At 68.4% G+C, this 24,816-nt stretch carries 22 protein-coding genes and 1 tRNA gene; 8 read left to right on the top strand and 15 right to left on the bottom strand.

The features are described from left to right. Positions 1–168: 168 nt before the first annotated feature. A complete protein-coding gene (gene hmpA, locus AC07X5_RS21880; RefSeq protein ID WP_494771814.1) occupies positions 169–1,359 on the top strand; it encodes an NO-inducible flavohemoprotein in 1,191 nt (396 codons plus the stop codon). A gap of 13 nt (positions 1,360–1,372) precedes the next feature. Here the strand turns inward: hmpA and norR are convergent, their stop codons facing one another. Next, complete coding sequence (gene norR, locus AC07X5_RS21875; RefSeq protein ID WP_494771813.1) at positions 1,373–2,950, bottom strand: nitric oxide reductase transcriptional regulator NorR; 1,578 nt, start codon at positions 2,948–2,950, stop codon at positions 1,373–1,375. A 197-nt stretch (positions 2,951–3,147) separates the two neighbouring features. Between norR and AC07X5_RS21870 the strand changes: the two genes are divergently transcribed. Next, a complete protein-coding gene (locus AC07X5_RS21870) occupies positions 3,148–3,285 on the top strand; it encodes a hypothetical protein (protein ID WP_409956675.1) in 138 nt (45 codons plus the stop codon). Between the two features lie 20 nt (positions 3,286–3,305). On the opposite strand, the gene AC07X5_RS21865 is transcribed toward AC07X5_RS21870, so the two are convergent. Together AC07X5_RS21865 and AC07X5_RS21860 are read right to left on the bottom strand one after the other, a co-directional pair. Then, complete coding sequence (locus tag AC07X5_RS21865; RefSeq protein ID WP_494771812.1) at positions 3,306–4,025, bottom strand: glutamine amidotransferase; 720 nt, start codon at positions 4,023–4,025, stop codon at positions 3,306–3,308. Positions 4,026–4,214: 189 nt separating this feature from the next. Further along, positions 4,215–6,323, bottom strand: a complete 2,109-nt coding sequence (locus tag AC07X5_RS21860) for an aminotransferase class V-fold PLP-dependent enzyme (RefSeq protein WP_494771811.1) — start codon at positions 6,321–6,323, stop codon at positions 4,215–4,217. A gap of 88 nt (positions 6,324–6,411) precedes the next feature. On the opposite strand from AC07X5_RS21860, the gene AC07X5_RS21855 reads away from it, so the two are divergent. Then, positions 6,412–6,888: an Lrp/AsnC family transcriptional regulator gene (locus tag AC07X5_RS21855; RefSeq protein ID WP_494771810.1), complete on the top strand. Its 477-nt coding sequence runs from the start codon at positions 6,412–6,414 to the stop codon at positions 6,886–6,888. 79 nt (positions 6,889–6,967) lie between these two features. Here the strand turns inward: AC07X5_RS21855 and AC07X5_RS21850 are convergent. From AC07X5_RS21850 to AC07X5_RS21810, 9 genes are all read right to left on the bottom strand, one after another. Then, positions 6,968–7,055 (bottom strand) — tRNA-Ser (locus tag AC07X5_RS21850). Between the two features lie 58 nt (positions 7,056–7,113). Further along, positions 7,114–7,800 (bottom strand): urease accessory protein UreG, encoded by a 687-nt coding sequence (gene ureG, locus AC07X5_RS21845; RefSeq protein ID WP_494771809.1) that lies wholly within the window; start codon positions 7,798–7,800, stop codon positions 7,114–7,116. After that, positions 7,797–8,513 (bottom strand): urease accessory protein UreF, encoded by a 717-nt coding sequence (locus AC07X5_RS21840; protein WP_494771917.1) that lies wholly within the window; start codon positions 8,511–8,513, stop codon positions 7,797–7,799. Before AC07X5_RS21840 ends, ureG begins: the two co-directional genes overlap by 4 nt. A 30-nt stretch (positions 8,514–8,543) precedes the next feature. Then, positions 8,544–9,161 carry an urease accessory protein UreE gene (gene ureE, locus AC07X5_RS21835; protein WP_494771808.1) on the bottom strand — a complete coding sequence of 206 codons (618 nt, stop codon included), beginning with the start codon at positions 9,159–9,161 and terminating at the stop codon, positions 8,544–8,546. 31 nt (positions 9,162–9,192) lie between these two features. After that, positions 9,193–9,837, bottom strand: coding sequence for a LysE family translocator (locus AC07X5_RS21830; RefSeq protein ID WP_409956687.1), 645 nt, complete (start codon positions 9,835–9,837; stop codon positions 9,193–9,195). A gap of 27 nt (positions 9,838–9,864) precedes the next feature. After that, entirely contained in the window at positions 9,865–11,583 is a 1,719-nt protein-coding gene (gene ureC / locus AC07X5_RS21825) for an urease subunit alpha (protein WP_494771807.1), read from the bottom strand. 71 nt (positions 11,584–11,654) lie between these two features. Further along, positions 11,655–11,960 carry an urease subunit beta gene (locus AC07X5_RS21820; RefSeq protein WP_184856956.1) on the bottom strand — a complete coding sequence of 102 codons (306 nt, stop codon included), beginning with the start codon at positions 11,958–11,960 and terminating at the stop codon, positions 11,655–11,657. Positions 11,961–11,987: 27 nt separating this feature from the next. Further along, positions 11,988–12,584: a HupE/UreJ family protein gene (locus AC07X5_RS21815; protein ID WP_494771806.1), complete on the bottom strand. Its 597-nt coding sequence runs from the start codon at positions 12,582–12,584 to the stop codon at positions 11,988–11,990. 184 nt (positions 12,585–12,768) lie between these two features. Beyond that, a complete protein-coding gene (locus AC07X5_RS21810) occupies positions 12,769–13,071 on the bottom strand; it encodes an urease subunit gamma (RefSeq protein ID WP_409960561.1) in 303 nt (100 codons plus the stop codon). A gap of 186 nt (positions 13,072–13,257) precedes the next feature. Between AC07X5_RS21810 and AC07X5_RS21805 the strand changes: the two genes are divergently transcribed. Further along, positions 13,258–16,866, top strand: a complete 3,609-nt coding sequence (locus tag AC07X5_RS21805; RefSeq protein WP_494771805.1) for a hybrid sensor histidine kinase/response regulator — start codon at positions 13,258–13,260, stop codon at positions 16,864–16,866. Further along, positions 16,863–17,903, top strand: coding sequence for a response regulator (locus AC07X5_RS21800; protein WP_494771804.1), 1,041 nt, complete (start codon positions 16,863–16,865; stop codon positions 17,901–17,903). The genes AC07X5_RS21805 and AC07X5_RS21800 overlap by 4 nt, the downstream gene beginning before the upstream one ends. 13 nt (positions 17,904–17,916) lie before the next feature. Here the strand turns inward: AC07X5_RS21800 and AC07X5_RS21795 are convergent, their stop codons facing one another. Further along, complete coding sequence (locus AC07X5_RS21795) at positions 17,917–18,243, bottom strand: plasmid stabilization protein (protein WP_494771803.1); 327 nt, start codon at positions 18,241–18,243, stop codon at positions 17,917–17,919. 410 nt (positions 18,244–18,653) lie between these two features. On the opposite strand from AC07X5_RS21795, the gene AC07X5_RS21790 reads away from it, so the two are divergent. The 3 genes from AC07X5_RS21790 (at position 18,654) to AC07X5_RS21780 (ending at position 23,323) form a co-directional block, all read left to right on the top strand. Then, positions 18,654–19,559 carry a hypothetical protein gene (locus AC07X5_RS21790; protein ID WP_494771802.1) on the top strand — a complete coding sequence of 302 codons (906 nt, stop codon included), beginning with the start codon at positions 18,654–18,656 and terminating at the stop codon, positions 19,557–19,559. 415 nt (positions 19,560–19,974) lie between these two features. Then, positions 19,975–22,893 (top strand): EAL domain-containing protein, encoded by a 2,919-nt coding sequence (locus AC07X5_RS21785; RefSeq protein ID WP_494771801.1) that lies wholly within the window; start codon positions 19,975–19,977, stop codon positions 22,891–22,893. 154 nt (positions 22,894–23,047) lie between these two features. Next, entirely contained in the window at positions 23,048–23,323 is a 276-nt protein-coding gene (locus tag AC07X5_RS21780; RefSeq protein WP_409960555.1) for a hypothetical protein, read from the top strand. A 3-nt stretch (positions 23,324–23,326) separates the two neighbouring features. On the opposite strand, the gene AC07X5_RS21775 is transcribed toward AC07X5_RS21780, so the two are convergent. Both AC07X5_RS21775 and phoB read right to left on the bottom strand, forming a co-directional pair. After that, positions 23,327–23,857, bottom strand: coding sequence for an arsenate-mycothiol transferase ArsC (locus tag AC07X5_RS21775; RefSeq protein ID WP_494771800.1), 531 nt, complete (start codon positions 23,855–23,857; stop codon positions 23,327–23,329). 178 nt (positions 23,858–24,035) lie between these two features. Further along, positions 24,036–24,749: a phosphate regulon transcriptional regulator PhoB gene (gene phoB / locus AC07X5_RS21770; protein WP_494771799.1), complete on the bottom strand. Its 714-nt coding sequence runs from the start codon at positions 24,747–24,749 to the stop codon at positions 24,036–24,038. Positions 24,750–24,816: the final 67 nt, after the last annotated feature.

The following is a 24,816-nucleotide window of genomic DNA, read 5'->3' as shown; positions in this document are numbered from 1 at the left end:
CTTGGCGCGTGGCAGTCATTTCGACTGTGCGTGGTCGAAATGACCCGCCACCCATGCAGTCGTTTTGACCGGTGATTGACGTAAGCCATTGATCGCAAAGGCTGCGCGCGGCGGCACGGGGGTTGCACTCTACAGGGTCTCATCCACTCGACTCCTGTGTCCCCCGCCATGCTCACCGATTCCCAACGCGCCATCGTTTCGTCCACCGTGCCCCTGCTCGAACAAGGGGGCGAGGCGCTCACCACCTATTTCTACAAGATGCTGCTGGCCGAGCACCCCGAGGTGCGGCCCTTCTTCAACGAGACCCACCAGGCCAAGGGCGACCAGCCGCGCGCGCTGTCCAATGGCGTGCTGATGTATGCGAAACACATCGATCGGCTCGAAGCCATGGGCCCGCTGGCCACGCAGATCGTGAACAAGCACGTGGCGCTGCAGGTGCTGCCCGAGCACTACCCCATCGTCGGCCGCTGCCTGCTGCGCGCCATCCGTGACGTGCTGGGCGCCGAGGTGGCGACCGACGCGGTAATGGACGCCTGGACGGCCGCCTATGGGCAGCTGGCCGACATCCTGATCGACGCCGAGCGCGCGCGCTACGACGCGCAGGCTGCGGCACCGGGCGGCTGGCGTGGGCAGCGTGCCTTCACGGTGCAGCGCAAGGTGCGCGAGAGCGCGGAGATCACGTCCTTCCACCTGGTGCCGGCCGATGGCGGCGCGCTCATGGACTTTGCGCCGGGCCAGTACATCGGCCTGTGCCTGACCGTGGAGGGAAGGGACATCCGGCGCAACTACTCGCTGTCGGCTGCGCCCAACGGGCGCAGCTACCGCATCAGCGTCAAGCGCGAGCCGGGCGGCATGGCATCGAACCACCTGCACGACCAGGTGCACGCGGGCGATACCCTGCACCTCCTGCCCCCGTCGGGCGGCTTCGTGCTGAGCGAGGGCGAGCGGCCCGTGGTGCTGATCAGCGGCGGCGTGGGCATCACGCCCACCCTGGCCCTGATGGAGCAGGCGCTGGCCGCCGAGCGCCCGGTGACCTTCATCCACTGCGCGCGCAATGGCGAGGTGCATGCCTTTCGCGAGCAGATCGAAGAGGCCACCACGCGCCATCCGGGGCTGCTGCAGCGCTACTACTGCTACGACGAGGTGACCCAGGGCGCCCCCGGCCTGCCGCACGCCGTGGGCCGGCTCGACGAGGACCTGCTGGAGCGCTGGCTGCCCGGCGGCACGCGCGACGTGGATGCCTACTTCCTCGGCCCCAAGCCCTTCATGCAGCAGGTGCGCCGCGGGCTGCGCAACTGGGGCGTGCCCGATGCGCAGTCGCGCTTCGAGTTCTTCGGGCCCGCGTCGGCGCTGGAATAAACAAACAGGCGGCTCAGGAAGGCGCCCGCTCTATGCCGAGGCGCTTGGCCATGCGCGCCAGGTTGGCAGGGTCGATGCCCAAGGCCCGCGCCGCCGGTGCCCATTGCTGGCCGTGCTGCGCCAGCGCGTCGAGCACCATGCGCCGCTCCAGCTGCGCCACGGCGCCGCGCAGGCCCAGGGGGCCGCCGGCGGGCGCCTCGGGTGCGGACGGTGGTGCCATGGGATTGGCCGCGTTGTTCGTATTGCCGAGGTCCAGGTCCTCGGCCGAGAGGGTGAGGATGCGGGGGCGCTGCGCATGCCGGCCCAGCGCCTTGACCACGCTGCGGCCCAGCAGGTGTTCCAGCTCGCGCACATTGCCTGGCCAGCGGTAGGCCAGCAGGGCGGCCTGGGCCGCGGTATCCAGCCGCACGGCACCCAGGCCCATGCGCGAGCGCGCCTCCTCCAGGAAAAAGCCGCCGATGGGCAGCACATCGCGCCCGCGCTCGCGCAGCGGCGGTACGTGCAGTGGGTACACGCTCAGGCGGTGGTAGAAATCCGCCCGCATGCGGCCATCGCGCACCTCCTGCGCCAAGTCGCGGTTGGTCGCGGCAATCACGCGCACATCCACCCGGTGCTCGCGGTCCGAACCCAGGCGCTGCAGTTGGCCGCTTTGCAGCACGCGCAGCAGCTTGGCCTGCACCGGCAGCGGCAGTTCGGCCACTTCGTCGAGGAACAGGGTGCCGCCATCGGCCAGCTCGAACTTGCCGCGCCGCTCGCCCACGGCACCGGTGAAGGCGCCGCGCACATGGCCGAAGAGCTCGCTTTCCACCAGGGCGTCGGGCAGGGCCGCGCAGTTGATGCTGACCATCGGGCGTTTGGCGCGCGGCGATGCGGCATGCAGCGCCTGCGCCACCAGCTCCTTGCCGGTGCCGGTCTCGCCCTGGATCAGCACGCACAGCTCGGTCGGGCCGGCCAGTGCGATCTCCTTGAGCAGGCGCTTGTGTGCCGTGCTGTGGCCGATAAGCTGGCGCGGCCCGCCGCGCACGCCGGCCGCCTGGGTGGCATAGGTCTCGGCACGCTGGCGCTCGCCCTCGGCCTCGGCCGCAAGGCCATGCAGGCGGGTGGCTACCGCCACGCTGGCGGCCGCCAGGCTGGCAAAGGCCTGCAGCGTGGGCTGCGCCACGCGCGAGAAACGGCCCACCTCCAGTGCGTCCAGCGTGATCATGCCCCAGGGCCTGCCGTCCACCTGCAGCGCGCAGCCCATGCAGTCGTGCACCGGCAGATGGCCTTGCAGGCCGTCCACCAGCCCGTCGAAGGGGTCGGGCAGGCCGCAGTCGGCGGCAAAGCGCACCGGGCCGCTGGCGGCCAGCAGTTGCGTGAAGCGCGGGTGCTCGGCCACACGAAAGCGCCGCCCCATCGTGTCGCGCGACAGACCGTTGACGGCCATCGGCACCAGCCACTCGCCGTCGAGCCGCAGCAGGGCCGTGGCATCGCAGGGCAGCAGCACGCGCAGGGCCTCCAGCAGGCGCCGGTGGCGCTCGGCCTCAGGCAGGTCTTGCGCCAGGTCGGCCATCAGGGGCAGCAGCGCGGTGAGCAGGGTCTGGGGGGTCATGGGGACAGCTTGGCGCCGAGCGTGTGCGCCGGCCTGCATTGTCCCGTGGATGCATTGCACCGGGGGCGTGTGCGGGAACTGGGGCCTGCAGATCGGCCGTTTGTCGCCGCCCCGGATGCAGCCTTGTCTTACGCGGCCCGCCCGGCGCCGGACCTAAGGTAGGGGCATTGAATCACCATTTGCCCCAGGAGCCTGCCATGTCCCCACCCCGCTCTCCCTCTTCCGGCCAGGTGCCCCATTCCTCGGGCCGCAACCGGTTTGCCACCGGCCGCACGGTGGCCGTCCTCGGCGTCATCGTGGGCTTTTTGCTGATCGCCATCATGGTGCCCTGGTAGGGCACGACGAACCTCCGGTCTCAGCTCCCCGCCACCACCATCGCTGCGAACCGGCCGAGCACGCTGCCCGCCTCGGACGTATCGCTGACGTGTGCATTCCGTGCTTCCTGGACATGCTCCACATAGGCCTGCATGGCCCGCGCTGAAAACTCCGGGTGGAACTGAACGCCCCAACCGCAGCCGCCCACGCGAAAGGCCTGGTGTGGCTCCAGTTCGCTGCGCGCCAGCAGCACGGCCCCGTCCGGCAGGCGCAGCACCGACTGGTAGTGCACCAACTGTGCGGGAAACTGCCCCGGCAGCCCCGCGAACAAGGTGTCCTGCGCAGCCTCGGCCGTCAGGCGCACGGTGTGCGTGCCCACCTCCGGCCCGCGCGGCAGATCGTCCACATGGCCGCCGAATGCATGCGCCAGCAACTGGTGCCCGTAGCAGATGCCGAGCACCGGCACCTGGGCTTCGACGCAGCGGCGCATCCACAGCGCCAAATGCTCGCTCCAGGGCTCGCGGTGCGACACCATGGCATGCGAACCACTGACCACCACGGCCGACAGTTCGGTCGGGTCGGGTAGCCTGGCAGCCTCCTGCTGCGCATCGATGCGCAGCAGGGGAAGTGCGTCCCCCAGACCAGCGGCGATCCAGTCGTCGAAATCACCCAGGGCCTCGCGGATGCCGGGAAAGGTCTTGCCGGCGGCAACGATGAGGAGGGGTTTGCGAAGGGGGCTTGGATCGGGGCTTGCGGTCATGTGTGCAGCAGCAGGAGGTATCCAGAAGAAAAAAGCGCCCCAAAGGGCGCCTGGGGTTCCTGTCACTGGCAGAGGCCGTGGTCGCAGAAACTTGGATGCGTGAGCGATTTTATCTGTGCGTGCCCTCCAGAAGCCATGCGCAACCAGGGGCGCAGCCGATGGAATGAACGCTCTGGCCCTTGCATCCGTTCAGCGGGCAGGGGCTTGCGGTGTTGCCTGCGCCATCCAAAGCGCCAGGCCGCCCTCCAGGCTCCAGGCGTTGGCATGGCCCAGGCGGCGCAGTGCGCGCGCCGCCTGTGCGCTGCGGTTGCCGCTGCGGCAGTAGAACAGCACGGGCCTATCGGCCTCCAGCTTGAGCCAGACGGGCAAGGCATTGAGCAGGCTGCCCAGCGGAACCGCCTGCACTTTCGGCTGGATGCCTTGCCCCAGGTCGGGCCTGCCGCCCAGCGCGTGCTCATAAAGCTCACGCACATCGACCAGAAGCGGGGCAGGGGACGTCTGGAACTGCAGGTGCAGGCGCTCGCGGGACAGCGCCAGGGCCTCTGGTTCGGCATGCAGCGCCTTGGGGCGTGATGGCTGGCCAAGGGTCCAGGCGAAATGCTGTGCCTCATCGTGGCCGGGCAGCAGCAGCGCATGGGGTGCCAAGGCCGGGGTCAACCAGTTCAGGGAGCCTGTGTCGTCCGCCATGGCGGAAGCTCCCACAAAGGCCAGTTGGCCCTGGTCGGGCGTGTGCAGGACATAGACGCTTGCATCGGCGCTGCCTCCCGGGGGCGCCAGCCGCGTGATGCGGTGGTGATCCAGCTGAATCTGGCGCTCGCCCTGCGGCCACCCCAAGGGTTCCACGGAGCCCAAGGCCTGCATGGACTCCGGGAAGGCGGCGCTCAGGGTGGCCACCGCTGCGGCATGCTCGATGCGGTTTGTGGTTGCCAGCACGGCCACCAGGGTGTGGTCGTGGCGGCGCTGCCACTGCGTGATCTGTTCGCTATGTGCGGGCAGGGGGTCTATGAGCACGCAGTGGCGGCGGGCCGCATCGGCCACCAGGTAGCAGCATGCGCCATCGACCACGAAGCGGGTCACCAGACCGGTGGGCGTGGTGTTGCCGGCGGGTGCATGGACCGTCAAGCCATGGGCGCGCAGCGACGCGCCGCAGGCCCGAATGCGCGCACAGGCACGCTCGATGAGCTCGGAGGAGTCGGCTGCCCCGAAGGACAGGCGCACGGCCGCCGAACTCTGCCAGGCGGGCAGGCCCATGGCCTCCAGCACATAGCTGGGCTGGGCCTTGGCCGCGCTGCAGGCCGAACCACCGCTGACACGCAGACCGGCGGCGTCGAACAGGTCCAGTAGCAGCCTGGACGCGAGGCCGGGCACGGCGAAGTTCAGCGTCGTCGGCAGGCACAGTGATGGCGGGGCATTGAACACCAGCCCGGGAAAGGCCTCGGTCAGCGCCAGCGCCAGGCGCTCGCGGTGTGCCCACAGCGTCTCCTGGTTCGCGAAGGTGTCTCCCGCTTCCAGCGCCCGCAGCACCTCGCCCAGCGCGGCAATGCCTGCGATGTTCTCGGTCCCTGCGCGCAGCGCGCCTTCCTGCCCGCCGCCTGTCATCAGCGGGGTGAAGGGTGCGCCTTCGCGCACGTACAGCATGCCGATGCCCTTGGGCGCATAGAGCTTGTGCCCGGAAAAGGGCGCGTAGTCGATGCGGCGCTCGGCCAGATGCAGGGGCAATTTGCCCAGGGCCTGCACGCTGTCGACCAGCCACAGCGCGCTGCTGTCCGCCAGCGCCGCGCGGATGCCGTCGAGGTCGCTGACCACACCGGTCTCGTTGTTGGCTGCCATCGTGCATACCAGGCCGGCCTGCGGCGCCTGCTGGCGCAGCCAGGCCAGATCGTGCCGGCCCTGGTGGTCCACCGGGATGGCGCGCACCGGCCAGTGCAGGCCCAGCAGGTCATTCCAGTGCCTGAGTGCTTCCGGCACCGCCTTGTGTTCGGTGGCCCCATAGAGCAGCAGCAGGGGTTGTTGGGTGTCTCCGGCATCGCGCCGGCGGCGCAGCTCGGTCAGGGCCGACAGCACGGCGGTCTGTATGCCCTCGGTTGCGCCGCTGGTGAAGCACAGTTGGCCACCGGCCGCACCCAGCAAGCGGCGAGCGCGGTCCCGCACCTGCTCCATGAGCGCCCGCGCCTTCAGGCCACTGCCATGGATGCTGCTGGGGTTGCCAAAGGCTTCGCCCATCGCCTCCAGCGCCGCCATGCGGCCCTGGGGGAGTACCGGTGTCGTGGCGTTGGCATCGAGATAAATTTCTTCCATGGCGCCAAATTCTCGGCGGATCACCGCAGCAAGGGCTTGCAATCTTTCCAAGAATAGGCCATAAAATTGGAATAAAAATCCCCAAATCATGGCCACAATAAAATTGGATTCTATTGATTGCAAGTTGATAGAGATTCTTCAGGTCGATGCCGAAACACCCATCGCGGACATGGCCGCCCGCGTGGGCCTCTCGTCCACCCCCTGCTGGCGGCGCGTCCAGCGCCTCAAGGAGATGGGCGTGATCACCCGCCAGGTCGCCCTGGTGGACGCTGCCAAGGTGAACGTAGGGGTCACGGTGTTCGTGTCGGTGCGCACGAGCACCCACACCGAGGAGTGGTTCGAGCGCTTTCGCGCCACGGTCCAGGCCATTCCCGAGGTGGTGGAGTTCTACCGCATGAGCGGTGACGTGGACTACCTGCTGCGCGTCGTGGTGCCCGACATCGCCGCCTACGGCAAGGTGTACAAGCGCCTGATTGCCGGTACCCAGTTGTTCGATGTGTCGTCCAGTTTTGCGATGGAGGAGCTGAAGTTCACGACGGCGCTGCCGCTGTCCTATGTTGAGTAGAGCGCTCGCAGATACCCATCTGCTGTGGGGACGGGCAAAATAAAAAAAGCGCCCGAAAGGCGCTTGTCCATGGATGTTCTGGCGGAGACTGTGAGATTCGAACTCACGGACGGTTGCCCGTCGGCAGTTTTCAAGACTGCTGGTTTAAACCGCTCACCCAAGTCTCCGGGAGGGAAGGCGCGTATTCTAGTCCACGGAAATGACCGGCCACCCCGGTCAACGTGATCAGCCCCTCGCCTTGGTCAGCATGCCCTTGGTCTCGATGAAGCGCACCACCTCGTTCAGGCCGGCCAGGGTTTTCAGGTTGGTCATCACGAAGGGGCGCAGGCCCTGGGGGGTGGTGCGCATGCGCACGGTGTCCGATTCCATGACGCCGAGGTCGGCACCCACATGCGGGGCCAAATCGGTCTTGTTGATGATGAACAGATCGCTCTTGGTGATGCCGGGGCCGCCCTTGCGCGGGATCTTCTCGCCCGCGGCCACGTCGATCACGTAGATGGTCAGGTCCGACAGCTCGGGGCTGAAGGTGGCGGCCAGGTTGTCGCCGCCGCTCTCCACGAACACCACGTCGGCATTGGGGAACTGGCCCAGCATGCGGTCGATGGCTTCGAGGTTGATCGAGGCGTCTTCGCGGATTGCCGTGTGCGGGCAGCCGCCGGTTTCCACGCCCAGGATGCGCTCGGCTGGCAGGGCGCCGCTCACCGTGAGCAGGCGCTGGTCTTCCTTGGTGTAGATGTCGTTGGTGATGGCGATCAGGTCGTAGTCGTCGCGCATGGCCTTGCACAGCATTTCCAGCAGGGTGGTCTTGCCCGAGCCCACAGGGCCGCCGATGCCCACGCGCAGCGGGGGCAGGTGCTTGGTGCGGTTGGGGACGTGGTGCAGGGGGCTGGTGTGGGTCGTGGTGGTCGTCATGATCTGAAAAGGCGGGAGTATTGGGTTTCGTGCCGGGCCGAGAGAATGGCCAGCATGGGCGAAAAGGCCTGGCGCTCGCCATCGGGCAGCGCCAGCGCGCAGGTGGCGGCTTCGGGGATGGCCTGGGCCAGTTTGGCCAGGATGCGCTGGCCCGCGCTCTGGCCCAGGGCCATGGACTTGAGCGCGGCCTGCACCATGTTCTCGGCCCAGCCAAAGGCAAAGGCCAGCAGCACGTCGTAGACCGAGGCCTCGGTGGTGGATGCGGCCAGCGCAAAGGCCACGGGGTAGGTGGGCGGCAGCGCGGCCAGGGCCTGCACGGCGGGCATGCGTGCCGCATCGCCCTGGTGCTGGTTGCGCAGCCAGTCGGCGAGCGAGCGGCCCATCTGCTCGGTCTGCAGGCGCAGCTCGCTGGTCTCGCGCGTGTGCAGCACCCAGTCGTTGAGGCTTTTCACATGGTCCATGTCGCTCTGGCGCCAGGCGCCCACGGCCTGGGCCACCACGGCCAGGTCGCCGCGCGCCTGGGTGATGTGCAACTGGTCCAGCAGCCAGGCGGCCACGGCGGCCTCGGAGCCGACACCGGCGCTTTCGATGGCACTCTCCAGCCCTTCGGAATACGAGAACCCGCCCACGGGCAGCGCAGGCGATGCCAGCCAGATCAGCTGTAGCAGGCTGGCCGCGGGCAGGGCCGTCGGGGCCGGGGGCTCGCGCATCATCATGGCTGGCAGCGCCTGGGTGCAGCGCCGTCAGTGCGCATGCTTGTGGCCGTGGTCGCCGTGCGCATGGTCATCGTGCGAATGCCCGTGGTCGTGGTCATGGTCGTGGCTGTGGCCGGCATGGGCGTGGTCGTGCCCGTGGTCATCGTGGTGGTGCTCGTGGCCATGGTGGTGGCCGTGCCCGCCGCCATGCCCGGCCGCATAGGCGCCGCCCTCGGGCTCGAAGGCCATGTCCTTCGCCTGCACGATCAGGTGCATGGCGCGCAGCATGTCGGCCAGCACATGGTCGGGCTCGATCTTCAGGTGGTCGGGCTGCAGCTCGATGGGCACATGGCGGTTGCCCAGGTGGTAGGCGGCGCGCACCAGGTCGAAGGGCGTGCCGTGGTTCTTGCAGTGGGTGATGTAGAGCACCGCCTGCGGCGCGGCCAGCACGCGCACCAGCGAGCCGTCTTCGGCCACCAGCACATCGCCGCCACGCACCACGGTGCCTCGGGGCAGGAACACGCCCAGCTCGCGCCCGCTGGAGTCGGTGGTGGAAAAGCGGCTCTTCTGGCGCACGTCCCAGTCGAGTTCGACGGTGGGAGCGCGCTTGAGCAGCACGGGCGCCAGGCCATGGCCTTGGACGAGGATTTTTCCGACGGAAATCATGAATGCCAATGCGGTAGGAAGGAAGGTGGGCTCAGCGCGTGGTGGGGCGCGAGCCCATGGCCGTGAGCACGCCCAGGCCGATGAAGGAAGTGCCGGCCAGCCGGTTGCCCCACACGGCATGGCGCGTGGCCTGGCCCAGGCGGGGGGCGACCAGGCTGGCGGCCAGCACATAGAACAGATCGGTGCAGGCCGCTATGGCCACGAAGGTGCAGCCCAGCGCCAGGGTCTGCGCCAGCGCGCTGCCCTGTGCGTCCATGAACTGCGGCAGGAAGGCGGCGAAGAACAGGCTGGTCTTGGGGTTGAGCAGGGCTACCACGAAGCCGTCGCGGAACACGCGGCGCAGCGGCTGCCGCGCGCCGGTCTTCGAACCATCGGCGGCACTTGCAGGGGTTGCGAACCACATGCGCAGGCCCAGGTACACGAGGTAGGCGGCCCCCGCCCACTTCACCACGGTGAAGGCGGCCGACGACACGGCGAACAGCGCCGCCAGACCCAGCGCCGCGCCGATGGCATTGCCCAGGTTGCCCAGCGCCACGCCCAGCACGGAAGCCAGGCCGCAGGCACGGCCCTGCGCCACCGTGCGCGCCACGATGTAGACCACCGCAGGGCCGGGGGTGAGCGCCAGCACCAGGCTGGCGCCGGCAAAGGCGAGCAGCAGATGGGTTTCGGGCAGCATGGGCAGCACTCCTGGTTCGGGCTTCGGTCAGAACAGGAAGTATCGCTGCGCCATGGGCAGCTCGGTGGCGGGCTCGCAGGTGAGCAGCTGGCCGTCGGCGCGCACGGTGTAGGTCTGTGCGTCCACCTCCATGCGCGGGGTGTAGCTGTTGTGCACCATGTGCTCTTTGCGCACGCCGCGGATGTTGCGCACCGCGACCAGGTTCTTGGCCAGTCCGAAGCGCTCGCCAATGCCTGCGGCCAGCCCGGCCTGCGAGACAAAGGTCAGCGAGGTGCGCGCGATGGCCCCGCCGAAGGCGCCGAACATGGGCCGGTAGTGCACGGGCTGCGGCGTGGGGATGGAGGCATTGGGGTCGCCCATGGCCGCCATGGCGATGAAGCCGCCCTTGAGGATGAGGGCTGGCTTCACGCCGAAGAACGCCGGCTTCCAGATCACCAGGTCGGCCCACTTGCCCACCTCGATGGAGCCCACCTCGTGGCTGATGCCGTGCGCGATGGCGGGGTTGATGGTGTATTTGGCCACGTAGCGCTTGATGCGCGTGTTGTCGTTGCGCGCACTGTCGCCTTCGAGCGTGCCGCGCTGGGCCTTCATCTTGTGCGCCGTCTGCCAGGTGCGGATGATGACTTCGCCTACGCGGCCCATGGCCTGGCTGTCGCTGCTCATCATGCTGATGGCGCCCAGGTCGTGCAGGATGTCCTCGGCCGCGATGGTCTCCTTGCGGATGCGGCTTTCGGCAAAGGCCAGGTCCTCGGCAATGCCGGCATCGAGGTGGTGGCACACCATGAGCATGTCCACGTGCTCGTCCAGCGTGTTCACCGTGTAGGGCATGGTGGGGTTGGTGGAAGAGGGCAAAAAGTTCGCCTCGCCCACCACGCGCAAAATATCGGGCGCATGGCCGCCGCCCGCGCCCTCGGTATGGAAGGCGCATATGCCGCGCCCGCCCACGGCGGCGATGGTGTTCTCGACAAAGCCCGACTCGTTGAGCGTGTCGCTGTGGATGGCGACCTGCGTGTCCGTCTCCTCGGCCACGTCCAGGCAGTTGCTGATGGCCGCAGGCGTGGTGCCCCAGTCCTCGTGCAGCTTCAGGCCAATGGCCCCGGCCTCGATCTGCTCGCGCAGCGGCGCCGGCAGGCTGGCGTTGCCCTTGCCCAGAAAGCCCAGGTTCATCGGAAAGGCATCGGCCGCCTGCAGCATGCGCTCCATGTTCCAGGTGCCCGAGGTGCTGGTGGTGGCCAGCGTGCCCGTGGCCGGGCCCGTGCCGCCGCCCAGCATGCTGGTCACGCCCGAGGCCAGGGCCTCCTCGATCTGCTGCGGGCAGATGAAGTGGATGTGGCTGTCGATGCCACCCGCGGTGACGATGTTGCCCTCGCAGCTGATGACCTCGGTGCCCGCGCCGATGATGATGTCCACGCCGCTCTGCGTATCGGGGTTGCCGGCCTTGCCGATGGCCACGATGCGCCCGCCCTTGAGGCCGATGTCGGCCTTGTAGATGCCTGAGTGGTCGATGACCAGGGCATTGGTCAGCACCGTGTCCACGGCGCCCGCATCGCGCGTGCGCTGGCTTTGCGCCATGCCGTCGCGGATGGTCTTGCCGCCGCCAAACTTGACTTCTTCACCGTAGCCGCCGGCGCGCAGGGTGTAGTCGGCCTCCACCTCGGCGATCAGGCCGGTGTCCGCCAGGCGCACGCGGTCGCCCACGGTGGGGCCGAACATCTCCGCATAGGCGCGTCGTCCAATGGTTGCCATGGTTCAAGACCTTTTGCTGCTGCCCCGCGCGGGGCGGGAAAGAATGTGGGTGAAAAGGGCAGGGGCCAGCATCACAGCGCGCCCTGCACCAGGCCGCGAAAGCCGTAGACCGTGCGGTCGCCCGCATAGTCCACCAGCTCCACGGTGCGCTCCTGCCCGGGCTCGAAGCGCACGGCCGTACCCGAGGCGATGTTCAGCCGCATGCCGCGCGCGGCCTCGCGGTCGAAGCCCAGGGCGCCGTTCGTCTCGGCAAAGTGGTAGTGCGAGCCCACCTGGATGGGCCGGTCCGCCGTATTGCGCACTACCAGCGTCAGCGTGCGGCGCCCGGGGTTCAGGGCATGCTCGCCCGCGTCGATCAACAGTTCGCCTGGGATCATGGTGGCGTGTCCTTTTCAGAGGTGGTTCTATGCCAACTGCATGAGCATGGCGCCGCCCAGGGCGGCCACGCCGGCACCGGCCGCGCGGGTCAGCCACACCGTACGGTGGCGTAGCGCCCAGCCCGCGGCCAGACCCGCGCAGTGCAGCAGCACCGTGGCGCACAGCATGCCGGCCAGGGTCTGCCAGGCGCTGTCGCTGCCGGCCAGTTCGTAGCCGTGGGCCAGGCCATGGAACAGCGCGAACACGCCCACGCCCAGCGCGGCCACGATGCCCGGTACGCGCAGGCGCGACACCACCAGCAGGCCGGTGGCCAGCAGCGACGCGGCGATCATCGGCTCCACAGCCGGCACTGACACGCCCTGCATGCCCATCACGGCGCCCACCAGCAGCAGGCTGGCAAAGCCCACCGGGCCCCACAGCAGCTCGGGCCCGGCACGGCGTGCCGACAGGGCGCTCCACAGGCCCACGGCCACCATGGCGGCCAGGTGGTCCAGCCCGAACAGCGGGTGGGTGAAGCCGCTGAAGAAGTCATGGTGCGAATGCGCCACGCCATCGGTGTGGGCGCTGGCGGCCGCGGCCAGCGTGGCCAGGGCGAGGAAGGCAAGGGTGCGGGATGCGCGCATGGGGAAAGTCTCCGGGAAAAAACTTAGAGGCTGAAAGTATCTTGGTCGTGGCCGAGCAACGCGTCAGAACCCGTCTGCTCTAGGCGCAAAGCACAGCCATAGCTCGGGCTATGGCGAGCATTTGCAACGACGAGCAGGTGGGTTCTGGCGTGGTGAGCGGGCATGAACAAGGTGCTTTCCGCCTCTACAAGATGGGTTGGTGGACGGTCACGAGCTTGGTGCCATCGGGAAAGGTGGCTTCGACCTGGATGTCGGGGATCATCTCGGGGATGCCCTCCATCACATCGGCGCGCGTGAGCACGGTGCGCCCCTCGCTCATGAGCTGGGCCACGGTCTTGCCGTCGCGCGCGCCCTCCATCACGGCCGCGCTGATCAGGGCCATGGCCTCGGGGTAGTTGAGTTTCAGGCCCCGGGCCTTGCGGCGCTCGGCCAGCAGGGCCGCCGTGAAGATCAGCAGCTTGTCTTTTTCGCGGGGGGTGAGTTCCATGGTCTTGGCGATGAGGTGATCGGAGAGGGCGTCCTGGTGCCGCGCGCAGGCGCGGGGCGGCCCTGGTCTGCACCATCATAGTGAGCAAGCAGCGTGCCGGCCATACGTCGATTGGCGCATCCATCCTCCGGCCGTGGCATGGAAACTGCACCACCTCGGGGACTGCCGCCCCGCCCCTCGACGCCCATGCCCCCCACCACCGCCGCCATCGCCCCGCCCGACGCGGGCGCCCATGCACAGGGCGGTGCGGGCCAGGACATGGGCGCGGACGCCCAGGCCCCGCAGCAGGTCGTCAAGGTCCGGCGCGACTACAACAGCTGGGTGGCCACGGAGACCATGGAAGACTATGCGCTGCGCTACACGCCCCAGCGCTTTCGCAAGTGGTCCGAATGGCGCGTGGCCAACACGGCCTTCGGCGCCGCCTCGTTCCTGATCCTGGAGGCCGTGGGCGCCACGCTGCTGGTGCAGTACGGTTTCATCAACGCCTTCTGGGCCATCGTGGCCACCGGGCTCATCATCTTCCTGGCAGGCCTGCCCATCAGCGTGTATGCCGCGCGCTACGGGGTGGACATGGACCTGCTCACGCGCGGCGCGGGCTTCGGCTACATCGGCTCCACGCTCACCTCGCTGATCTACGCCTCGTTCACCTTCATCTTCTTCGCGCTGGAAGCGGCCGTCATGGCCTATGCGCTGGAGCTGGCGCTCGATATACCGCCCACCTGGGGCTACCTGATCTGCGCCATCGTGGTGATTCCCCTGGTCACCCACGGCGTCTCGGCCATCAGCCGGCTGCAGATGTGGAGCCAGCCGCTGTGGCTGGTGATGCTGGTCGTGCCCTTTGGCTATGTGGTGGTGCACGATCCCGGTGCATTCATGGGAATAACGCACTATGGTGGTGAATCTGGCCGCGGTGCATCGTTTCAACTGCCCTTGTTTGGTGCGGCACTCACCGTTGGAATCGCGCTCATCACGCAGATGGGGGAGCAGGCCGACTACCTGCGCTTCATGCCCGCCAGCACGCCGGCCACGCGCGGGCGCTGGTGGCTGGGCGTGCTGGCGGGCGGGCCGGGCTGGGTGGTGCTCGGGGTGCTCAAGATGCTGGGCGGCGCGCTGCTGGCCTACCTGGCCCTGACCCACATGGTGCCGGCCGACCGTGCGGTGGACCCCAACCAGATGTACCTGGTGGCCTATGAGTACGTGTTCCCGCACTACGGCTGGGCGGTGGCGGCCACGGCCCTGTTCGTGGTGGTCTCGCAGATGAAGATCAACGTGACCAACGCCTATGCGGGCTCGCTGGCCTGGTCCAACTTCTTCTCGCGCCTCACGCACAGCCATCCCGGGCGCGTGGTGTGGGTGGTGTTCAACACCCTCATCGCCTTCATGCTGATGGAGATGAATGTCTTTCGCGCCATGGGCGAGGTGCTGGGCCTGTACTCCAACATCGCCATCGCCTGGATCATGTCGGTGGTGGCCGACCTGGTCATCAACAAGCCCCTGGGCCTGTCGCCCAAGGGCATCGAGTTCAAGCGCGCCCACCTCTACGACATCAACCCCGTGGGCGTGGGATCGATGGCGCTGGCCTCGGTGGTCTCCATCAGCGCGCACCTGGGTTTCTTCGGCCCGCTGCCGCAGGCCTTCTCGGCCGTGATCGCCATGGCCGTGGCCTTTGCCACCGCGCCGCTCATCGCCTGGGCCACACGGGGGCGTTACTACATCGCGCGCCAGCCCGAGCCACCGGCCGTGCCCATGCACGGGCCGGTGAGCGGGCAGGTCGCGGCCGATCTGGGGTCCTACACGCGCTTTTCGGTACAGCGCTGCGTCATCTGCGAGCGTGAGTACGAAGCGCCCGACATGGCCCAGTGCCCCGCCTACGGCGGCGGCATCTGCTCGCTGTGCTGCACGCTCGATGCACGCTGCGGAGACCTGTGCAAGCCCCACGCCAGCATGGCGGTGCAATGGTCCTCGGCCCTGCGCTGGGTGCTCCCGCGCGCCATCTGGCGCTACCTGGACACAGGGCTGGGCCATTTCCTGCTGCTCATGCTGGTGATCGCGCCGCTGCTGGCCTCCGTCATGGGCCTGCTGTACCACCAGGAGCTCAACACCATCGGCCAGGCCCTCACGGACACCGAGGTGCAGGCTGCCCCCGAGGTTGCCCTGCGTTCAGGCCTGCTCAAGGCCTACCTGGCGCTCCTGGTCATCTCCGGCATCGTGGCCTGGTGGCTGGTGCTGGCGCACAAGAGCCGCCAGGTGGCGCAGGAAGAATCGAACCGGCAGACGGGCCTGTTGATGCGCGAGATCGAGCTGCACCGCCAGACCGACGAGGCCCTGCAGAACGCCCGCAGCGTGGCCGAGCAGGCGCGCCAGGTGGCCGAAGAGGCCAAGCGCGCCGCCGACCAGGCCAACCAGGCCAAGAGCCGCTACATCAGCGCCATCAGCCACGAGATCCGCACGCCGCTCAACTCCATCCTGGGCTATGCCCAGCTCATGGGCGAGGACACGGCCGTGCCCCCGCACCGCAAGCAGGCCGTGCACGTGATCCGCCGCGGCGGCGAGCACCTGCTGTCGCTGATCGAGGGCACGCTGGATATCGCGCGCATCGAGTCGGGCAAGCTCACGCTGGACGTCATGCCCATGCGCTTTGCCGACGGCCTGCACGAGATGGCCAGCCTGTTCGAGTTGCAGGCGGCCGCCAAGGGCCTGGCCTTCCAGTTCGACGTGCAGGGTGTGATCCCCGAGGTGGTGCGCGCCGATGAAAAGCGCCTGCGCCAGATCCTCATCAACTTGCTGGGCAATGCCGTCAAATTCACCGCGCAAGGGCGCGTCACCCTGCGCGTGCGCTACGCCCGCGAGATCGCGCGCATCGACGTGCAGGACACGGGGCCCGGCCTCACGGCCGATGAGATCGAGCGCATCTTCGAACCCTTCGCGCGCGGCGGCAGCGCCTCCGCCGTGGCCGCAGCGCCCGGCGCGGGCCTGGGGCTGACCATCGCCAAGATGCTCACCGCGCTCATGGGCGGCGAGCTCAGCGTGACCAGCGAGCCCGGCCTGGGCTCGGTATTCCACGTCAAGCTCTTCCTGCCCGAGGTGCATGCCGAGGCCCTGGGCAAGGCCGCGGCGCCGGCCCTGCAGGCGCCGCGCGTGCGCAAGGGTTATGCGGGCGAGCGCCGCCGCATTCTGGTGGTGGACAACGAGGAGGCCGACCGCGAACTGCTGGTGCAACTGCTCGAACCCCTGGGCTTCGAGCTGCGCCAGGCTGCCAGCGGCCACGACGCGCTCGACCTGCTGGCCACCGGCTACCGGCCCCACGCCCTTTTCATGGACCTGGCCATGCCGGGCATCGACGGCTGGGAGACGCTGCGGCGGGTGCGGCAGATGAATCTGCCAGAACTCCATTGCGCCATCGTCTCTGCCAATGCCTTCGACAAGGCGCTGGACAACGACGTCGATATCCGCCCCGAGGACTTCATCGTCAAACCCGTGCGCCACAGCGAGCTGCTCGACTGGCTGGAGCGGCGCCTGGCGCTGCAGTGGCTGGGCGAGGCCGTACCGCAGGCCGCGGCCTCTGCGCCCGTGCCTGTACAGGGTGCAGGCGAGCTCAGCTACCCTGACCCCGGCGCGCTGGCGGCCCTGTCGCAGGCCGTGTCGCTGGGTTACTACCGCGGCATCCTCAACGCTCTGGACGAAATCGAGCGTGAACAGCCGGTGCATGGCGCCTTCGTCGATACCATGCGGGGCCTGGCCCGGCAATTCCAGTTCGATGCCATGGGCCAGATCCTGGAGCAAGCCCCCCCATGACCACCACCAACGCCGCATCCCACCCGCCTGCACCTGCCGGCGCTGCGCTGGACCGCAGCGACAGCGACGTGGTGCTCATCGTCGACGACGTGCCCGACAACCTGGCCGTGCTGCACGACGCGCTGGACGAATCGGGCTACACCGTTCTCGTGGCCATGCACGGCGAGGCCGCGCTGCAGCGTGCCGCCCAGGCCCTGCCCGACATCGTGCTGCTCGACGCCATGATGCCCGGCATGGACGGCTTCGAGGTGGCGCGGCGGCTGAAGGCCTCGCCCCAGACCGCGCACATCCCCATCATCTTCATGACCGGGCTGACCGAGACCGAGCACCTGGTGGCGGCGCTGGAGGCGGGCGGGGTGGACTATGTGACCAAGCCCATCAAGCCGCGCGAGGTGATGGCACGCATGGGCGTGCACCTGGGCGCCGCGCGCAAGGCCCGGGCCGAAGCCAGCCAGGCGCGCGAAGCGCGCAACGCGCTCGATGCCTTCGGCTACGCCAGCATCACCGTGCGCGCGGTGGACGGGCGCATCGTCTGGCAGACACCGCTGGCGCGCGAACTGCTGCAGGCCTATTTCGGCGAAGCCAGCCCCTGGGCGCCCGAGGCCGTGCAGGCCTGGCTGCGCCGCCACGTGCTGGCCGGCAATGCGGCCGAACTGCTCGCGCAGGCCCAGGCCGAGCCGCCGCGCCTGGCCATCGACCAGGGTGCGCGGCGCCTGACCTTCCGCCTGCACCAGCAAGCGGGTGACAGCGAAGGCGGGGGCGACTGGCTGCTGGTGATGCGCGAGGTGTCGGACGCCAAGATCATCGAGTCGATGAGCCTGTCTTTCAAGCTCACCGCGCGCGAGGCCGAGGTGCTGTACTGGGTGGTCAAGGGCAAGATCAACCGCGACATCGGCGACATCCTGGGCGCCAGCCCCGCCACGGTCAAGAAGCACCTGGAGCGCGTGTTCGCCAAGCTGGGTGTGGAAACGCGCACGGCCGCAGCGGGCATGGCGATGAACCGCATCCGGCAGTTGCACCCCCAGTTCGAGGGATAGCGCACTGCGGGCTTCAGCGGCCTACGGCCTTCTCCAGCTCGGCCTTGTTCATCTTCGAGCGGCCCTGGATGCCCTTGCGCTTCGCTTCTTCGTAGAGCTGCTCGCGCGTGCGGCCCTGTGCGCCCTGGTGCGAGCGCCGGCCGCCGCGCACCGGCGCGGGCGTGTCCTTCAGGGTCTTGGGGTGGGCGGTCTCGGCCTCGCCGTGCTGCGCACGCTCCTTGTTCACGGTGCGCGCGGCGATCTGCTCGGCCGTGCGCTCGCTCTTGCCGCGCTGGACCAGGCTGTCCTTGATATGGCCGTACTGGCGTTCGCGCTTGGCGCTCCAAGTGGGCTGGGGCATGGGGACCTCCATGGTGGCGTATCCAGTTCTCCAATCTATGCGCCATGGCGCGCTTCCCGGATAGGACGGCCCATCGCCCCGGTGTAGGACAGGCCTACAGCCTCTGCGCCCTGTGCAGCCGCATCACAAGGCGCTTGAGCCTCCCGGGTGCCACGGCCAGGTGTCGCGCCAAGGCCCCTTTTTGCCGTGGATGCGCGCGGCCTGCTGACAAGGCCTGCAACTGCCATCGATCCCGAGGGGACACGCCACTACCCGCCAGGGAGACAGGCCTGTCGGGCAATTTCGCACCAGGTGTGTCGGAAGAAAAGAGACAGGATTTCCATCCTGGCCCTGACTCAAGAAACCCGGGGCGGAACCTACAGTGGGTTGTCGCAATTTGCCCATTTTTTTCTTGTCACCAAGGCCAGATCATGCTTGAGTCCTCCGCTGCCAATGCAGCCCCCACCCTGCGTGCGCACCCGCCACTGCCGTCGCGAGCCTTCGGCGTGGCATTGCCTGTCACGCGGCCGGCCCGGGTGCGGGGTGGCGCTCTGCGTCCCACGCGCATGGACGAACTCAACCGCATGGCCACCAAGGAGGAGCGCCTGCCCTTCTGGGTGCGTCTGGTCAAGAGCGAGGCCGACCTGCGCAAGGCGGTGCACATCCGCCATGCGGCCTATGCGCGCCACGTGCCCGGCCTGGCGCAGCAACTGCTGCAGCCCGAGGCCACCGATTACGAGGAGGGCGTCGTCGTGCTGTTGGCCGAGTCCAAGCTCGATGGGTCGCCGCTGGGCACCGCGCGCATCCAGAGCAACCGCCTGCATGCGCTGAGCGTGGAGCAGTCGGTGGACCTGCCGGCCTGGATGGACGGCCTGCACCTGGCCGAGGTGACGCGGCTGGGCATCGTCGGCGGCACCATGGGCCGTCTGGTCAAGACCGTGCTCATCAAGGCCGCTTTCCAGTACTGCGAGCGCCAGGGCATCGAGCACGCCATCGCCGCGGGCCGTGCGCCCATCGACCGGCACTATGAGCAATTGCTGTTCGAAGACCTGTTCCCCGCACGCGGCTTCATCCCGCTGGCGCATGCCGGCAACCTGCCGCACCGGGTGATGGCCTTCGACATCGGCACGGGCCCGGCGCGCTGGCACGAGGCGCAGCACCCCGCGCTCAATTTCTTTTGCCACACCCGGCACCCCGACATCGACATGGGACCGGTGCCGGTGCGCAGCCTGCCGGCCGCCCGGACCGCCGTGGCGGTACCCAACCCGCGCCGCATGGTGGGCGGCGGACGGGGCCGGGAGCTGCCTGCGTGCACCAGCAACCGCATGTTTGCCTGAAGTGAAGCCGCCCTGGCGGCTGGCTTCACACACCGTCCCCTCCTCTCGTCCGGCGGGTCAAAAATGCGACGCCGCCCGTGCGCGGGCCTACCCGGTCAGGGTGGGATGGAATTTGCTGCTGGTACTTCCCTTCATCACCTGTTGGCAAAAAGGCCACACCTGCCCGGGTCTTTGGAGCCCCGTTGCTTTGTAAACTTCCACAAAAATGGGGGAACGCGCCGAGACTTGCAATGCAGGCCCCGTGTTCCATGACAAGATGGAAGTTTGCGCGTGGCCACGGCCCCTGTTTGCGGGGCCGTGGCCCATGCGCCGTCCAGCGCTTGGCCTCGGGGGCCCCGCGCATCCACACGCAACAACGGGGTCAGCGCGATTGCAGGAGCACGCACGGCAAGCGGTAAGGCGCGGCACAGTCCTGGTGGACTGGCTGCTGCGCGCCTTGTCCATCTACATCGTCCCCATTGCCATGGGCGGCATCGCCCTGTGGGCGCTGCTGTTCTGGCAGAGCAATTACCTGTCGGCGGGCGGCCACACCTTGATGATGCGCGTGCTGCCCCAGGCGGCAGCCGGACTCACGCCGGCGCAGGCGCTGGACGCACTGGCCGGCCGGCCGCTCAAGTCCTTCCACGACACCAACCTGTCCGAGGAGCCGGTGTGGTTCATGGTGGAACTGCCGGCGTCCATGGCGCAACCGCCTTCGGTGCTCTTTCCCTCGCGCCACGCCGTGGCCATGGCTTGCTGGGACGGCCGCAGCCTGGAGTCGCTGGGCCAGGCAACGCGTGAGCAGGCCAGCGGCAGCCTGGTTCCCATGAAAGCCGGCTTCGGCCTGCCCGAGGCCAGAGCCGGCGAGCGCGTGCTGTGCCGCGCGGCCTTCGTCGGGCCCGCACGCCTGCAGGCCGACTGGTGGGCCCAGGCCGATCTGCAGGCCTCGGTGCTCGAATTCCACCGCAACCTGGGCCTGCTCGAAGGCGGCCTGGTGGTGCTGGGCATGTTCGTGCTGATGACGGCGCTGATCAACCGGCAATCGCTGTACGTGCTGTTTGCCGCCTGGCTGGTGGTCACGCTGCGCGTGGGGGCCATCTCCGCTGGCTGGGACGTGCAGTGGCTGGGCCATGTGGTGCCCACGCCGTGGCTGTTTCCGGCCCGCGCCATCACGGTGGCGGTCTACGGGCTCCTCACCATCACGCTGTACAAGAACCTGTTCCAGGAGGACCTGGACCGCTCGCGCCTGGGCCCCTTCATCCATGGCGCGCAGTGGGCCTGCATCCCGTTGCTGCTGGCCGCCGTGTTCCTGCCTTATGGCGTGTACCTGCCGATGATGTGGGTCTCCACCGGCCTGGGGCTGCTGCTGATGACAGTGAGCTTGGTGCGCATCGTGTTCAAGACCCGCTCGCGTGTCGCCATGTGGTATGCCGCATCGCTCGGGGTCACGTTCCTGTCGAGCTTCTCCGAGATCGTGGCAGCGGCCTATGGCATGAAGGTGCTGGTGGGCACCGTCAACCACGTCACGGCGGCGCTGTCGTCGAGCCTGCTGGCCGCGCTGGCCATCGCCGAGCAGATGCGCCAGGAGCACGTCAAGCGCCTGGAGGTGCAGGCCCAGCTGCAGCACGCCTATGAGGCCATGCCCATCGGCCTGTTCACGCTCGATCTGCAGGGCCGTTTCCTGAGCGCCAACCCGGCGCTCGAAGAGATGCTGGGCGCAGGCCTGCTGGACAACGGCGGGCGCACCTGGCGCGCGCAGTTCGGCGACGCGGCCTGGCTGCTGCTGGACCAGATGGTGCACGGCCAGGGCGAGACGGAAACCGAGTTCACCGTGAGCGGGCGCGACGACGGGGAGTTGACCCGGCGCTACATGGTGCGCGCCACCCTGGCGCGCGGGCGCATCGAAGGCTCGTTGCAGGACGTGACCGAGAAATCGCGCGCCACCGAGAACCTGCGCGTGCTGGCCCACCACGATGCGCTCACGCGCGTGCTCAACCGCCGCGGCATCGAGCAGGTGCTCGAATCGGCCCTGGCCCAGCGCAACCAGGGCAAGCCGCTGGCGCTGGCCTACCTGGACCTGGACCGCTTCAAGCTCATCAACGACCTGTTCGGCCATGCCGCCGGCGACGAAGTGCTGCAGCAGGTGTGCGCGCGCGTCTCGCAGATGCTCTCGGGCAACATGCAGATCGGGCGCGTGGGCGGCGACGAGTTCCTCATCGTCTTCCCCGACACGCACATCACCCTGGCCCGGCTCATCAGCCAGGGTATCGTCTCCAGCATTTGCACCAGCCCCTACCGCGTGGGCGCGCGCTCGTTCCACGTGCGCGGTTCCATCGGCCTGATCGAGGTTGCGCAGGGCAGCAGCATACGCGACGTGGTCTCCACCGCCGACCATGCCTGCCGCGATGCCAAGCGCGGCCTGCACCAGGGCCTGGCCGTGTACGAGCGCGACGCGCCCGGCCTGATCGCCCACGAGACCGAGATGAAGCTGGTGGAGCGCCTGTCGTCGGACGAGCGCATCGAAGGCCTGTACCTGGAGATGCAGCCCATCATGTCGCTCACCGCACCGACCGAGTCGCTCAACTTTGAAGTGCTGCTGCGCATGCGCGACGCCAGCGGCGCGCTGGTGCCCACACCCCGGCTGATCGCCGCAGGCGAACACAGCGGGCGCATGGGCGTCATCGACCGCTGGGTGCTGGGCACCGTGTTCGAATGGCTGGATAAGCACCACGGCCAGTTGGGGCGTACCCAGTTCGTATGCCTGAACCTGAGCGGCGCCTCGCTCAACGACGAGGCCTTCATCGACGACGTGTTCGCCCTGTTCGACGAGCACCCGCACCTGGCCAGCTGGCTGTGCCTGGAGATCACCGAAAGCGTGGCCCTGCACGACCTGGAGAACACGCGCCGCTTCATCAGCCAGGTGCGCTCCTACGGCGCCAAGGTGGCGCTGGACGACTTCGGCGCGGGCTACACCTCGTTCTCCTACCTCAAGGACCTGCCATCCGACCTGCTCAAGATCGACGGCAACTTCATCGTCAACATGAACCGCCACCCGGCCAACGTGGCCATCGTCGAGGCCATCGTGAGCCTGGCGCGCAACCTGGGGATGAAGACCATTGCCGAATGGGCCGAGGACCAGGCCACCGTACAGACCCTGGCCGAGATCGGCGTGGACTATGTGCAGGGCTTCATCGTCGCGCGGCCCCAGCTGCCGGAGCAACTGCTGGCCGCATCGTCCGCCGCCAGCTTCATTGAAGACCCGCTGCTCGCGCAGTTCGTGCAGATGCTGGGCGCCAGCGGTCCACCGTCAGGACAGGCCGGGCTGTTCGGCGAGCGCCGCTCCGACCCGCACTGAGGGGCCCCTACCGCCCGCGCCGGGCGCAGCCTGCGGTGCGCCTGCGCCACGCGCACCGCAATGTCTTCGCGTCTGACACGGTGCCGTCTAAAACACCGCGTAGCATGGGGTTTGGTACCACGCGGCGTGGCTCGTTGGTGGACCGCCGACCAAGATGCGCAACATATCCCAATCGTTCAGATTCGTTCGTGCCGCGCAGGGCGCTCCCAGGTCCCGGGCCAGCGCGGCCACCGATGCGCTCAGTGCCATCACCGTCTGGCGCGCCCTGGATGGCGACCGGAGCATCCGGGTGCTGGTGGACGGACGCGACGATGTGCTGGTGGCGGAGCTCACCTTCACCCAGGGGCACCTCGAGGCGGCCATGAAGGATCTTTCGGAGCTGTGCGCGGAAAACGGAATTGACCGGGAGTTGATCGCGCAGACCCGGTAGCGGCTATGCAGGCCCCGGCCGCGGGGCGTGCTCCAGCGCAACGGGCGGCGGCGCATCGCCAATGCCTTGCCAGTCATCACGCTGCAGCTTGCCGCTGGCGTGCAGGGTCACCACGAGCTCGATCCGGTGGCGCAGCGAATGCAGCGTGCGCTCTGCCTCCTGCACCCGGTTGGCCACCGGCGCCAAGGTGTGCAGCAGCGGCGGGTAGGCCCACTGCGCGCTGTGCGCCTGCCAGGGCCAGGGTGGGTGGTGGTGCGCGGTTTCAGCATCGAGCGCCACGATGATGTCGATGCGCGTCCCGCTTGGCGCCAGAAACTGGTCCCAGCCCTTGGGTGCCAGGCGGGCAATGGGCATGCCCGCGCGGTGCAGCACTTCCAGCGCGACCGGGCTCACCGTCGCCGCCGTCCGCCCCGGCACACCACACGAAAATGCGCCAAAGCGGCCTTTGCCGACGTGGCGCAGGCAGGACTCCGCCAACTGGCTGCGGACAGCATTCTCGGCAGACACGAACAGGACATTCGGCGCAGGGCCCATGGTCGGTGGTTCGAAATTCGATGAAGAGGTGGCGGTGGTGCAGCGGCAAGGCCCGGGGCGCTGGATGCCCGGCGGTTGCGTGCCGCGGCCTCCCCAGCTGCCGAGTATCGGACAGCATGCAGCATCCGTGCCCGACTCCCTGTCGCCTGCGTGCAGGGCCCCGCGCCAGCCGCCGCCTTCAGCCAGCTGCCTGCGACCGTGGCGCCAGGTGCGCCGTCAGCCGGTACCCGGCGCCCCGCACGGTCTCTATCATGGCGCCGGCCTCTCCCAGGGTCTCGCGCAGCCGCTTCACATGGACATCGACGCTGCGCTCCTCGATGAGCGGGTTGTCGTTCCAGACCGAGTCCAGCAATTGCGAGCGGGTGTGGATCCGCTCGGCATGGGCCATCAGGTGGTGCAGCAGCTTGAACTCCCTTGGCCCGAGCCTCAGTTGCTGGCCCTTGAAGGCCACGCGGTGGGTCGCCGAGTCGAGGACCAGGTCTCCGGTGCGCATCTGGTTGCCGGCCGGGTCGGCCGGGTTGCGCCGCATCACGGCACGGATGCGGGACAGCAGTTCCTGCGTGGAAAACGGCTTGGTGACATAGTCGTCGGCACCGGCATCGAGTGCCGCCACCTTGTCCGACTCATCGCCCCGGGCCGTCAGCATCACGATGGGAAGGCGCCGCGTGCGTTCATCGCCGCGCCATTTGCGGGCCAGGGCCAGGCCGTTGTCACCCGGCAGCATCCAGTCGAGAAGCACGACATCCGGCAGTTCGCTCTCGAACTTCCGCTGGGCGGCCTCCCCATCCTCGACCCAGGATGGGGAAAACCCGTTGTGCCGCAAATTCACGGAGATCAGTTCTGCAATCGCGGGTTCGTCATCGACGATCAAAACGCGGGGTAAGGGTCGCATGGTCCAAGGGTAAACCCAGGTTGCCTGTCTTATGGCGTGAAGGGGTTGTTTCCCGCATGCATCGCGG

The sequence above is a fragment of the Acidovorax sp. GW458-11-26-14-TSB4 genome (assembly GCF_059423865.1).
This window is presented reverse-complemented; position numbering and strand designations above follow the sequence as displayed.

Coding starts and splice junctions, on each gene's coding strand:
- hmpA (WP_494771814.1), top strand. CDS start 169: ATGCTCACCGATTCCCAACGCGCCATCGTTTCGTCCACCGTGCCCCTG.
- norR (WP_494771813.1), bottom strand. CDS start 2,950: ATGACCCCCCAGACCCTGCTCACCGCGCTGCTGCCCCTGATGGCCGAC.
- AC07X5_RS21870 (WP_409956675.1), top strand. CDS start 3,148: ATGTCCCCACCCCGCTCTCCCTCTTCCGGCCAGGTGCCCCATTCCTCG.
- AC07X5_RS21865 (WP_494771812.1), bottom strand. CDS start 4,025: ATGACCGCAAGCCCCGATCCAAGCCCCCTTCGCAAACCCCTCCTCATC.
- AC07X5_RS21860 (WP_494771811.1), bottom strand. CDS start 6,323: ATGGAAGAAATTTATCTCGATGCCAACGCCACGACACCGGTACTCCCC.
- AC07X5_RS21855 (WP_494771810.1), top strand. CDS start 6,412: ATGGCCACAATAAAATTGGATTCTATTGATTGCAAGTTGATAGAGATT.
- ureG (WP_494771809.1), bottom strand. CDS start 7,800: ATGACGACCACCACGACCCACACCAGCCCCCTGCACCACGTCCCCAAC.
- AC07X5_RS21840 (WP_494771917.1), bottom strand. CDS start 8,513: ATGATGCGCGAGCCCCCGGCCCCGACGGCCCTGCCCGCGGCCAGCCTG.
- ureE (WP_494771808.1), bottom strand. CDS start 9,161: ATGATTTCCGTCGGAAAAATCCTCGTCCAAGGCCATGGCCTGGCGCCC.
- AC07X5_RS21830 (WP_409956687.1), bottom strand. CDS start 9,837: ATGCTGCCCGAAACCCATCTGCTGCTCGCCTTTGCCGGCGCCAGCCTG.
- ureC (WP_494771807.1), bottom strand. CDS start 11,583: ATGGCAACCATTGGACGACGCGCCTATGCGGAGATGTTCGGCCCCACC.
- AC07X5_RS21820 (WP_184856956.1), bottom strand. CDS start 11,960: ATGATCCCAGGCGAACTGTTGATCGACGCGGGCGAGCATGCCCTGAAC.
- AC07X5_RS21815 (WP_494771806.1), bottom strand. CDS start 12,584: ATGCGCGCATCCCGCACCCTTGCCTTCCTCGCCCTGGCCACGCTGGCC.
- AC07X5_RS21810 (WP_409960561.1), bottom strand. CDS start 13,071: ATGGAACTCACCCCCCGCGAAAAAGACAAGCTGCTGATCTTCACGGCG.
- AC07X5_RS21805 (WP_494771805.1), top strand. CDS start 13,258: ATGCCCCCCACCACCGCCGCCATCGCCCCGCCCGACGCGGGCGCCCAT.
- AC07X5_RS21800 (WP_494771804.1), top strand. CDS start 16,863: ATGACCACCACCAACGCCGCATCCCACCCGCCTGCACCTGCCGGCGCT.
- AC07X5_RS21795 (WP_494771803.1), bottom strand. CDS start 18,243: ATGCCCCAGCCCACTTGGAGCGCCAAGCGCGAACGCCAGTACGGCCAT.
- AC07X5_RS21790 (WP_494771802.1), top strand. CDS start 18,654: ATGCTTGAGTCCTCCGCTGCCAATGCAGCCCCCACCCTGCGTGCGCAC.
- AC07X5_RS21780 (WP_409960555.1), top strand. CDS start 23,048: ATGCGCAACATATCCCAATCGTTCAGATTCGTTCGTGCCGCGCAGGGC.
- AC07X5_RS21775 (WP_494771800.1), bottom strand. CDS start 23,857: ATGGGCCCTGCGCCGAATGTCCTGTTCGTGTCTGCCGAGAATGCTGTC.
- phoB (WP_494771799.1), bottom strand. CDS start 24,749: ATGCGACCCTTACCCCGCGTTTTGATCGTCGATGACGAACCCGCGATT.